A 10,481-nucleotide genomic window follows, 5' to 3' on the forward strand; every position below is an offset into this window, starting at 1 on the left:
GGAACAACTCACTTCCAGCGTTTTGCCCCACTCTGGTGGTCGTTGGCGCAACTCGGCGCTGACGGCCGCATCGCTAAACGGCTGCTGTAACGCACTGTGCAGTTTGGCTAACGCCGTGATCTCGCCGTTCTCTACCTCTTCAATCACCTGCTGTGCCAGATAGTTGCGCAATACCAGCGCCGGATTGGCCGCCTTCATCACCGCCTGACGCTGCGCATCGCTGACGTGATCTTGCAACAGCCGCTGGCGATAATCGCTGTACCAGCGATCAAAAGCGTCACGATCGATAAACTCATCCCGCAACGGTGAACGACTTTCATCCTGCTGCGTTTCGCTTAGCATGCGGAAGGTCAGCGTGTAATCACTGCGTTCCGTCGTCATCATCGACAGTAAGCCGGTCAAAAGCGTGTTGTCATTGGCATCCGCCGTCAGCAAGCCGAGTTTGGCACGCATTTTCTCGCCCCAGACGCGCATCAGCTCGTTTTCATAATGACCGAGCGCCTGTTTAAGCTGCTCGGTGGTCATTAAGCCCGACAAGGCGTGCGCCAGGCGATTAAGGTTCCACAGGCCAATCATCGGCTGATTTTCGAAGGCGTAGCGGCCCTGATAATCACTGTGATTGCAGATGTAATCCGGCTGATAGTCGTCGAGGAAACCGTACGGACCGTAATCCAGCGTTAAGCCCAGAATCGACATGTTATCGGTGTTCATCACGCCGTGCGCAAAGCCCACGCTCTGCCAATGGGCGATCAGGCTGGCGGTGCGTTTGACGATATCGGTGAACCACAGCAGATAACGGTCCGCTTCCTCTTTCAGCTGCGGCCAGTGATGGCGAATAGCGTAATCCGCCAGCTGGCGCACTTTGTCTTGTTCACCGCCGTAATAGAAATGCTCAAAATGGCCGAAACGCAGATGGCTGTCGGCAATGCGCATCAGCATCGCACCGCGTTCCTGGGTTTCGCGCAGCACCGGCTCATCGCCGATGGCTAAAGCCAGCGCGCGAGTGGTGGGAATGCCAAGATGATGCAGCGCTTCGGAAGCGAGGAATTCGCGTACGCTGGAGCGGATCACCGCGCGACCGTCGCCCATGCGCGAATAAGGGGTTAAACCGGCACCTTTTAAGTGCCAGTCGAGCTTGCGACCCTTCGTCAGCTGCTGTTCACCCAGCAGAATGCCGCGCCCATCGCCCAGTTGTCCGGCCCAGACGCCAAACTGATGGCCGCTATAAACCTGCGCCAGCGGCGACATGCCGGGCAACAGTTCGCGCCCTGACCACACGCCATGCCCGTTGCCGGCGAACAGCGCATCGTCTAAACCCATCTCTTGTGCCAGCGGCGCATTGTGATAAAACAGCCGTCCACCTTCCAACGGCGTTGGGTCCAGCGCGGTGTAGAATCCGGCTAATTCTTGCTGCCAGCTATTGGTAAATTGCATCGACACTCCGGAAGGTGCGCTTAACGAAGGCACCCGCATTGAGTTTTAAGATAACCAGGATTGTAACGCCGACGCGGCGTGGAAGACAGGCGAAAGGATTACTGCTGCGAAGGCGTGTGTAAATTCAGATCGGAATAGATGAGATCGCTAAGGCGTTCAGCTTTAACAACCGGGAACAAACTGCCCTGCAGCTGCGCACCGCTCAACGTGCTCATCTTTTCCATCATTTGGTTATCGTCAATACCACAAATAATGATCTGCTCCGCAAAATCAGAAAAATTATTGATAACCGTCTGAATAAAAGGCGTAAACGAGGCACGTTTTGCCAGGTTCTGAATAAAGACTTTATCCAGTTTTAACACGCTAAACAGATTATCGTACACCGCCGTTGCCGGTGCTTTTCCTGCACCAAATTGCGAAAGCGATAAACGAAATTCACTTTGTAATGCGGCGAGCAACGGATGGGATTTACCCAAAGATAATTGCGGAAACGTTTCGCTGATATCCAAAACAATAAAAGGAATTTGTCGGAATTTCCTTAACAGAAATTCGCTGGCTAAAAGTGTATTGGCCATGGAATCATCAATACGTACCAAAGCGGTAATTTGATTAATCTCAAAAAAGTCGCGGTACTTTTCCAGCAATGAAAGCTGGCTCTGCAGCAAACGTAATTGCTGCGCATCGTCCAATTGTGGCAATAGCAAATCCTGCGGCAGCGTAATAGGTGCGCTGTCGTGGACAAATTGCGTCACCAGCTCGACCGCAGTCAGCTGGCCCGCCAGAGAGTAAACTGGATAAAACCAGGTTTCCGACTGATAGTCGGCAGACAAATGGACTTTCATTTTTCAAGCCAGAAGCAATGGCAATTGGCGCATCGTATATCAACGAATACCACCAGGCAATAGGACCAAACGTTTGAAGAGGTGCCGTTTTAGGTCTTATTACGCCGATTTAAGCCGCAAATAATACTTAAGCCAAATAAGCCGGGGTTAATGTCCATACCAATTAAATAAATTAAGCTTTATTATTAGTATTAAATCGATGGCGGGTAAAGTGCCATTCTAAATGATAGTTAAATATCGGCACGATTCGGAATTAATTCAGGGTGAGATAACCTTTCTTTTTTCGCGTCTTTATTAAGCGATAAAAGCACTATTTAGATGCGACGCGCCTGCCAAAATACTTTGCGCCAGTAAACGTTATCCAGCGAAGAGCGGATCACACCCTGGCTGGTCGAGGCGTGAATAAAGGTGTTGTCAGTATCGTAAATACCCACGTGCAAACCGTTTTCTCCGCTGCCGGTTTTGAAGAACACCAGATCGCCAGGCAGCAAATCGTCTTTGTCGATGCGCGTACCAATGTCGGTTTGATCAGTGGTCGATCGCGGCAGTTGCATCTCAAATTTATCGCGGAAGGTCAGATAGACGAAGCCGGAACAATCCACGCCACCGCGGCTTAACCCGCCATAGCGATACGGCGTTCCGCGCCAGCGGCTCAGCTGATCGTTGAGTTGGGCAATCACGGTGATGGAATCAGAAAGGCGACCATTAGGCGGCGGCGCATGATGGCTACAGCCCGCCAGCAACAGTGCCAAAATCAAAATTGTCAGCCGCATCAGCCTTTTCCTCTCTCCCTCGTCCGGCAGACACTTTAGCGGCAAAGCGCCACGGCACGCAATCCTCAGTCAGGGAATAAACAGCAGCGGGCCTTGTGCAGTATCGATTTGTTCAAACGGGGTTTGGTAAAGCGGTGCTAATTGCGCAGCGGTCAGCACGTCGCGGGCGCTGCCCTGACGCACAACCGCGCCTTGATGCATTAGCCACACGCGATCGGCATGGCGCAAGCTGTGGTTGAGGTCGTGCCCGCTGGCAACAATCGCCAGTCCGCTGCGACACAGTTCAGCCAGCAACTTATCAACTGCACGCTGTTGCGCCACATCGAGTGCGCTCATCGGCTCATCCAGCAGCAGCAGCTTGCCGCGAGGATTGATCGCTGGATGCACCTGTAACACCACAGCAGCCAGCCGCACGCGTTGCCATTCGCCACCAGAAAGCTGCGTCAGGCTGCGCATCAGCTTGTCCTGCAGAGCTAACTGCGCGAAAACATCAAGTAATACGCGGTCAGTTTCCGCCGTTTGTGCGGAGATATGCATGCGTAAGTAATGCCATACCGGCATTTGTCCCGGCGCCATCTGCTGCTGCGGCAGCCAGCCGCGCAGCTGAGCCAATGCCGCACCGTTTAACGTGGACAGCGGCGCGCCATCCAGCACAATGCTGCCCTGACTCGGCAACAAACCGGACAGCACGTTGAGCAAGGTACTTTTGCCGGCACCGTTCGGCCCCACCAGATGTACTAACTCACCGGCGTTAACGCTTAGTTCGACGGGAGCCAGCCGCCCTGTGACGCTGACTCCCTGACACTGCAATAGCATTTACTCGGCCAGCGCCTGCTCTACACTTTTCAGGATGATCGGATCGTCCGGCGTCATATCCGGTGAGAAGCGCGCAATCACTTTGCCCTGCTTATTAATGAGGAACTTCTCGAAGTTCCACAGGATATCGCCTGGCGCTTTCGGCGCGCGGCCTTTGCTCTCCATGCGCTCAAGGAAACCGCTGCCTTCCGGGCGCTGCGACACCGGCTGCGCCGCCGTCAGCTGCGCATAGAGCGGATGACGATGCTCGCCGTTGACGTCAGTTTTATCGAACATCGGGAAAGTCACGCCGTAGGTGGTGCTGCAGAAGGTTTTGATCTCTTCGTTGCTGCCCGGCTCTTGCTCAAGGAACTGATTGCACGGGAAGCCCAGCACGCTGAAGTTCTTATCCTGCCAGGCTTTCTGCAGCGATTCTAACTGCTCGTACTGCGCCGTCAGGCCGCATTTTGATGCCACGTTCACTACCAGCAGCACCTTGCCTTCAAAGGCTGCCAGCGAGGTTTTTTCACCGTCCAGCGTCACCAGTTCTGTTTGATAAATGCTCATAGTCGATTCCTGTTGTTGATAACACGTTGCCAGCCAAAGCTAGCGCGAAGACTTCACTAATAACACGATAAACAGCGGCGCGCCGAGCGTGGCGGTTACCACGCCAATCGGCAGTTCGGCAGAGGTTAACACCAGCCGCGCAATAATATCCGCGCCCAACAGCACTGCGGCACCGGCTAACGCCGCCGCAGGCAACAAATAACGATGATCGCTGAAACCGCTGAGACGCAACAAATGCGGGATAACCAGACCGACAAAGCCGATTGCCCCCGCCATCGCCACGCTCACGCCCACCAGCCAGCCCATCGCCAGCACCAGCAGGTTGCGCCACAGCAGCAGCGGTAATCCGAGCTGACGCGCTGAGGTTTCGCCCAGCGCCAGCAAATTCAGCGTGCGCGCGGTGGCGATCAGCAGCAGCGTAACCGGCAGCAGCGCCAGCATCATCCAGCCATAGCGCCAATCGATGCCGCTAAAACCGCCCATCATCCAGTACATTAGCTGGCGCAGATCGAGGCTGGTGCTAAAGTACACCGCCCACGTCATGATGGCGCTACAGATAATGCCGAGCGCCACGCCGGTCAACAGCAAGCGGCTGACAGAAAGTTGTTTGTGGGCGAAGTGCAGCAGAATCAGTGTGATCAGCAGCGCACCGGCCATTGCCGCCAGCGCTAAGCTCCATAACGAACCGTTGCCGAGCATTACGCCTAATACCAGACCAATCCCCGCCCCATTCGACACGCCAAGTAAGCCGGGTTCTGCCAGCGGATTGTTGAACAGCGCCTGCATCACCACGCCGCACACCGCCAGTGCTGCACCCACCAGCAGCACCGCCAGCGTGCGCGGCATGCGCAGTTGCCAGACGAACAGATCGCCTTGCGCCGAAAACCAGTGTGTGGGGGAGATCCAGCTATCACCGGCCGACAGGCTAAGCCCAATGAGCAGCAACAGCAGCGCACTGAGTGCGATGAGCCAGCGCTGGCTGCGGCGATTTGCCTGAGAAGCAAGCTGATCCAGCAGAGTCATAGATAAGATTGGCTGAGAAAACAGAGATTTGATTGTAGTGGGATTACAGCAAAAAGAAAGCGGCGCTGTGGAGGCGCCGCTGGAGATGCATTACTGATGCGGAGGAAGCGGCTGACCGTGGTTATCACGCTTCTGCTGATTATCATGCTGGTCGTGATGCTGCGGTTGCGGCTGTCGCGGTGGCTGACGTTTGTCATCCCGATGCGGTCCATTGCCCGGATGCTGCGCCTGCCAGCCGTTACCGTTCCAGTAACCGTGCGGACCTTTGGTGCCAATGCGCTGGTTATGGTGCTGTTTCCACCACGTTGGTGCACGCCAGCCGTAACCATCCCAATAGTAGCCACGCTTATCCTGATCGCCGATATGAATCGAAACGCCCGGCGTGTTGATGTTAACGGAAACATTGGCGCTAGCCAGCAGCGGCATGCCTAACAGGATGCTTAATAAAAGTGCTGTCTTTTTCATTATTCAAACCATTTGCTATGTGATGGCGCTGTTATAGCAAAAGTGTTGACGCCGTCACTATCGGTGAGGACCGATTTTCGCCCTATTTTCCGGATACTTACGAAATCCTTACATCGTGGATAAATCGTGTAGAACGGCCAAATTTAAGGCAAAAAAAAAGGCCGCTAAGCGGCCTTTTTGTCGTACTGAAATTAGTCAGCATCCTTGGGTGTCGCGTTCTCGACGCGACTTTTCAACTTCTGTCCCGGACGGAATGTCACCACTCGGCGCGCGGTGATAGGAATATCTTCCCCCGTCTTCGGGTTACGGCCCGGACGCTGGTTTTTGTCACGCAGATCAAAATTACCAAATCCGGACAGTTTTACCTGTTCTCCGTTTTCCAACGCGCGGCGAACCTCTTCAAAAAAAAGTTCTACCAACTCTTTGGCATCGCGTTTGCTCAACCCGAGTTTTTCAAACAGGTACTCTGACATTTCAGCTTTTGTAAGCGCCATAGGTTCAATCCCTCAAGGTTGCCTGGAATCGCTCTTTTAATGCCGCAACGCATTTGGCAACGGTCGCGGCAATCTCCTCTTCTTCGAGTGTCCGGCTGGTATCCTGCAAAATCAGGCTAATCGCAAGGCTCTTTTCACCCTCGTTCACGCCCTTACCACGGTACACGTCAAACAAGTTTACGCCAACTACCTGATTTACGCCAACTTTCTTACACTCCGCAATGATATCTGCTGCAGGCACGTTTTCAGCCACAACAACGGCGATATCACGACGGTTTGCCGGGAAGCGGGAAATCTCGCGCGCATCAGGCAGGACGCGGTCTGCGACCTTATTCCAAAGCAGTTCAAACACTAAGGTGCGCCCGTTGAGATCCAGCTTACGTTCCAGCTCTGGATGAACCACCCCGATAAATCCGATTCGTTCGCCGCGTAAATAAATTGCGGCGCTTTGTCCTGGATGCAGCGCCGGATTGGCTTCCGCACGGAAGGAAATCTCATCAAGTTTACCGGTCAAATCCAGCAGCGATTCTAAATCGCCTTTCAAATCATAGAAGTCAACCGTCTGACGCGCCAGATCCCAATGCTCTTCATAGCGATTACCGCTTAAAACGCCCGCCAGCATAAGATCCTGGCGGATACCCAGATCGGCCTGTGTATCAGGAACAAAGCGCAAACCGCTCTCAAACAGGCGTACGCGGCCCTGCTGACGGTTTTGGTTGTACACCACCGCGCCCAGTAAACCGGTCCACAGCGACAGGCGCATGGCCGACATATCGCTGGAGATTGGGCTTGGCAGGATCAGCGCCTCTTCGCCCGGATGCAGCAACTGCTGCATTTTTGGATCGACGAAGCTGTAAGTAATCGCTTCCTGATAGCCTTTATCCACCAGCAGATTTTTCGCACGCTTCAGCGACAGGTCAGCTTCACGATGTTGCGTCATGATCAGGCTGGCTTTCACCGGCACATCAGGGATGTTGTTGTAGCCGTAAACGCGTGCTACTTCTTCGACCAGATCTTCTTCGATGGCCATATCGAAACGCCAGCTTGGCGCCACGGCTTGCCACTCGCCTGCACCGACCTTCACTTCACAACCGAGACGCGTCAGGATGCCAGTAACCTGATCGTCAGCAATCACGTGACCAATCAGGCGATCAAGCTTTTCACGGCGCAACGTGATGGTGGCGCGTGGCGGCAGCGCACTTGCGTCAGTTTGATCGATGACCGGGCCCGCTTCGCCGCCACAGATGTCGAGCAGCAGCTGCGTCGCGCGTTCAATCGCTTTGTGCTGCAGCGCCGGATCGACACCACGCTCATAACGATGTGATGCGTCGGTATGCAGGCCTTGACGGCGTGCGCGGCCGGTAATCGCCAGCGGATCAAAGTAGGCGCATTCGAACAGCACGTTCTGCGTCTCTTCGTTGACACCTGAATGCTCGCCACCAAAGATGCCGCCCATCGCCAGCGCTTTCTGGTGATCGGCGATCACCAGCGTGTCGCTGCTGAGTTTAGCTTCGGTACCATCCAGCAGCGTCAGGGCTTCGCCCTCTTCTGCCATACGCACCACGATGCCGCCGTCGATACGGTCGAGATCAAAGGCGTGCATCGGCTGGCCAAGCTCCAGCAGCACAAAGTTGGTGATGTCGACCACCGGATCGATTGAGCGAATACCGCAGCGACGCAGCTTTTCACGCATCCACAATGGCGTAGCAGCTTTGACGTTAATACCTTTTACCACGCGGCCAAGGTAGCGCGGGCACGCGGCGGTGGCATCGACGCGAATTGGGAAAGTATCGGTGATGGTGGCTTTTACCGGCTCAATGGCAGGTGCCGTCAGCGGCAAACCGTTTAGTACCGCTACATCACGCGCAACCCCAATGATGCCCAGGCAATCGGCACGGTTTGGCGTAACGCTGATTTCGATGGTGTTGTCATCCAGCTGCAGATAGCTGCGGATGTCGGTACCAATAGGCGCATCAGCTGGCAGCTCGATGATGCCGCTGTGATCGTCGGAAATACCCAGTTCAGAGAAGGAGCACAGCATGCCTTCAGACGGTTCGCCACGCAGTTTTGCCGCTTTGATTTTGAAATCGCCCGGCAGCACAGCGCCAACGGTCGCCACTGCTACTTTCAGGCCCTGACGGCAGTTTGGCGCGCCGCAGACGATATCCAACAGACGATCGCCACCGACGTTGATTTTGGTGACGCGCAGTTTGTCGGCGTTCGGATGCTGTCCGCACTCAACCACTTCACCCACCACAACACCGTTGAAAGCGCCGGCAACCGGATCCACGCCGTCCACTTCAAGGCCGGCCATGGTGATTTGCTCAGACAGCGCAGCGCTGTCCAGGGCTGGATTTACCCATTCGCGTAACCAGAGTTCACTGAATTTCATTGGATAACCTGCCCTTATTTAAATTGTTTGAGGAAACGTAAATCATTTTCGAAGAAGGCGCGCAGATCGGTCACACCGTAGCGCAGCATGGTGAGACGCTCCATGCCCATGCCAAACGCAAAGCCCGAATAAATTTCCGGATCGATGCCAACATTGCGCAACACGTTCGGGTGCACCATGCCGCAACCCAGCACTTCCAGCCACTTGCCGTTTTTACCCATCACATCCACTTCTGCGGACGGTTCGGTGAACGGGAAGTAAGAAGGACGGAAGCGAATTTGCAGATTCTCTTCGAAGAAATTGTTCAGGAAATCGTGCAGTGTGCCTTTCAGGTTGGTGAAGCTGATGTCCTTATCGACAATCAAACCTTCCATCTGATGGAACATCGGCGTGTGCGTCTGATCGTAGTCGTTACGATAAACGCGGCCAGGCGCGATGATGCGGATCGGCGGCTGCTGGTTTTTCATGGTGCGAATCTGCACGCCTGAAGTTTGGGTGCGCAGCAGACGCGTGGCATCGAACCAGAAGGTATCGTGGTCGGCACGCGCCGGGTGATGGCCTGGAATGTTTAGCGCATCAAAGTTGTGATAATCGTCTTCAATTTCCGGACCTGTCACTACCGCGAAACCCAGTTCGCCGAAGAAGGTTTCGATACGGTCGATGGTGCGGGTCACCGGGTGCAAGCCACCATTCTCAACGCGGCGGCCAGGCAGCGACACATCGATGGTTTCCGCAGCCAGACGCGCATTCAACTCGGCGCTTTCCAGCGTATCTTTGCGCGCAGTAAGGCGATCCTGCACTTGTTGTTTGGCATCGTTGATGACCGCACCCGCTGCCGGGCGCTCTTCTGCTGGCAGTTCACGCAGGGTGGTCATTTGCAGCGTCAGATGCCCTTTCTTACCCAGAAATTCGACGCGCACGGCGTCCAGAGCAGCGATATCCGCCGCCTCGTCGATGGCGGCCGTGGCACGAGCCACCAGGTCTGCGAGTTGGGACATGATTTCCTCTTCTTCCAGCCGGGCTGGTCAGTTCTCGTTGGGATCAGCTGATCCGATTAAGTGTCGCCAGAAACAAAAAAGCCTCCACGAGGGAGGCTTTTAGCGCGATTTTTCGTTTCTTTTCTTATGCGCAAAAGCCCCTGATTTTCAGGCGCTAAAGTAAAAAAAGAAACGGAAAATAGCAGCATTCATGCTTGCGTTACCTTGTCATATTTAGAAACCGCACTATTGAAATGCGCAGCGGCCAAAATGTCAATCTTTTGCGTGAGTTGCGGGTAATAAAAAAGGGAGCAAGCTCCCTTTTTCAACTGACTTACGCCAGAGCTGATTTTGCTTTTTCAACAAGTGCAGTAAATGTCACTTTGTCGAATACAGCGATGTCAGCCAGAATCTTACGGTCGATTTCAATAGAGGCTTTTTTCAGGCCATTGATGAAACGGCTGTAAGAGATACCGTTCTGACGAGCCGCAGCGTTGATACGCGCGATCCACAGTTGACGGAACTGACGCTTACGTTGACGACGGTCACGGTAAGCATACTGACCAGCTTTGATAACAGCCTGGAAGGCAACGCGGTATACACGTGAACGTGCACCGTAGTAGCCTTTAGCTTGTTTTAAGATTTTCTTGTGACGTGCGCGAGCAATTACACCACGTTTAACGCGAGCCATGTGAGCTCTCCTATATCATATTCTGTGA

General features: G+C 54.3%; 12 protein-coding genes and 1 other annotated feature. All 12 genes read right to left on the minus strand.

Features of this window, described 5'->3' with window-relative positions:
- A partial coding sequence (locus tag RTY00_RS04565; RefSeq protein ID WP_312663566.1) for a protein adenylyltransferase SelO occupies positions 1-1,434 on the minus strand: 1,434 nt, incomplete at its 3' end.
- A 98-nt stretch (positions 1,435-1,532) separates the two neighbouring features.
- Positions 1,533-2,276 (minus strand): EAL domain-containing protein, encoded by a 744-nt coding sequence (locus RTY00_RS04570; protein WP_154152469.1) that lies wholly within the window; start codon positions 2,274-2,276, stop codon positions 1,533-1,535.
- Between the two features lie 314 nt (positions 2,277-2,590).
- Positions 2,591-3,049, minus strand: a complete 459-nt coding sequence (locus RTY00_RS04575; protein ID WP_312663567.1) for an NlpC/P60 family protein — start codon at positions 3,047-3,049, stop codon at positions 2,591-2,593.
- 69 nt (positions 3,050-3,118) lie between these two features.
- Positions 3,119-3,865, minus strand: a complete 747-nt coding sequence (gene btuD, locus RTY00_RS04580; RefSeq protein WP_312663568.1) for a vitamin B12 ABC transporter ATP-binding protein BtuD — start codon at positions 3,863-3,865, stop codon at positions 3,119-3,121.
- On the minus strand, positions 3,866-4,411 hold the full coding sequence (locus RTY00_RS04585) for a glutathione peroxidase (RefSeq protein ID WP_312663569.1): 546 nt from the start codon (positions 4,409-4,411) through the stop codon (positions 3,866-3,868). It abuts the gene before it with no gap.
- Positions 4,412-4,450: 39 nt separating this feature from the next.
- Positions 4,451-5,434: a vitamin B12 ABC transporter permease BtuC gene (btuC, locus tag RTY00_RS04590; RefSeq protein WP_312663570.1), complete on the minus strand. Its 984-nt coding sequence runs from the start codon at positions 5,432-5,434 to the stop codon at positions 4,451-4,453.
- A gap of 90 nt (positions 5,435-5,524) precedes the next feature.
- Entirely contained in the window at positions 5,525-5,899 is a 375-nt protein-coding gene (locus RTY00_RS04595; RefSeq protein ID WP_312663572.1) for a DUF2502 domain-containing protein, read from the minus strand.
- Positions 5,900-6,090: 191 nt separating this feature from the next.
- On the minus strand, positions 6,091-6,393 hold the full coding sequence (gene ihfA / locus RTY00_RS04600; RefSeq protein WP_007892687.1) for an integration host factor subunit alpha: 303 nt from the start codon (positions 6,391-6,393) through the stop codon (positions 6,091-6,093).
- Positions 6,394-6,397: 4 nt separating this feature from the next.
- On the minus strand, positions 6,398-8,785 hold the full coding sequence (gene pheT / locus RTY00_RS04605) for a phenylalanine--tRNA ligase subunit beta (protein WP_312663573.1): 2,388 nt from the start codon (positions 8,783-8,785) through the stop codon (positions 6,398-6,400).
- A gap of 14 nt (positions 8,786-8,799) precedes the next feature.
- Positions 8,800-9,783 (minus strand): phenylalanine--tRNA ligase subunit alpha, encoded by a 984-nt coding sequence (pheS, locus tag RTY00_RS04610; RefSeq protein ID WP_154152484.1) that lies wholly within the window; start codon positions 9,781-9,783, stop codon positions 8,800-8,802.
- Between the two features lie 71 nt (positions 9,784-9,854).
- Positions 9,855-9,980, minus strand: a sequence feature (Phe leader region).
- Positions 9,931-9,975, minus strand: a complete 45-nt coding sequence (pheM, locus tag RTY00_RS04615) for a pheST operon leader peptide PheM (protein WP_106120997.1) — start codon at positions 9,973-9,975, stop codon at positions 9,931-9,933. Its footprint overlaps the feature before it by 45 nt.
- Before the next feature lie 116 nt (positions 9,981-10,096).
- A complete protein-coding gene (rplT, locus tag RTY00_RS04620; protein WP_007892678.1) occupies positions 10,097-10,453 on the minus strand; it encodes a 50S ribosomal protein L20 in 357 nt (118 codons plus the stop codon).
- Positions 10,454-10,481 lie beyond the last annotated feature (28 nt).

The organism is Pantoea sp. CTOTU49201 (assembly GCF_032054795.1).
GTDB classification, from domain to species: domain Bacteria; phylum Pseudomonadota; class Gammaproteobacteria; order Enterobacterales; family Enterobacteriaceae; genus Pantoea; species Pantoea symbiotica.

What these genes read in the sequence shown, in the direction of transcription:
- RTY00_RS04595 (WP_312663572.1), bottom strand. Translation starts at nt 5,899, where the DNA reads ATGAAAAAGACAGCACTTTTATTAAGCATCCTGTTAGGCATGCCGCTG.
- ihfA (WP_007892687.1), bottom strand. Translation starts at nt 6,393, where the DNA reads ATGGCGCTTACAAAAGCTGAAATGTCAGAGTACCTGTTTGAAAAACTC.
- RTY00_RS04570 (WP_154152469.1), bottom strand. Translation starts at nt 2,276, where the DNA reads ATGAAAGTCCATTTGTCTGCCGACTATCAGTCGGAAACCTGGTTTTAT.
- RTY00_RS04585 (WP_312663569.1), bottom strand. Translation starts at nt 4,411, where the DNA reads ATGAGCATTTATCAAACAGAACTGGTGACGCTGGACGGTGAAAAAACC.
- btuC (WP_312663570.1), bottom strand. Translation starts at nt 5,434, where the DNA reads ATGACTCTGCTGGATCAGCTTGCTTCTCAGGCAAATCGCCGCAGCCAG.
- pheT (WP_312663573.1), bottom strand. Translation starts at nt 8,785, where the DNA reads ATGAAATTCAGTGAACTCTGGTTACGCGAATGGGTAAATCCAGCCCTG.
- btuD (WP_312663568.1), bottom strand. Translation starts at nt 3,865, where the DNA reads ATGCTATTGCAGTGTCAGGGAGTCAGCGTCACAGGGCGGCTGGCTCCC.
- RTY00_RS04575 (WP_312663567.1), bottom strand. Translation starts at nt 3,049, where the DNA reads ATGCGGCTGACAATTTTGATTTTGGCACTGTTGCTGGCGGGCTGTAGC.
- pheS (WP_154152484.1), bottom strand. Translation starts at nt 9,783, where the DNA reads ATGTCCCAACTCGCAGACCTGGTGGCTCGTGCCACGGCCGCCATCGAC.
- rplT (WP_007892678.1), bottom strand. Translation starts at nt 10,453, where the DNA reads ATGGCTCGCGTTAAACGTGGTGTAATTGCTCGCGCACGTCACAAGAAA.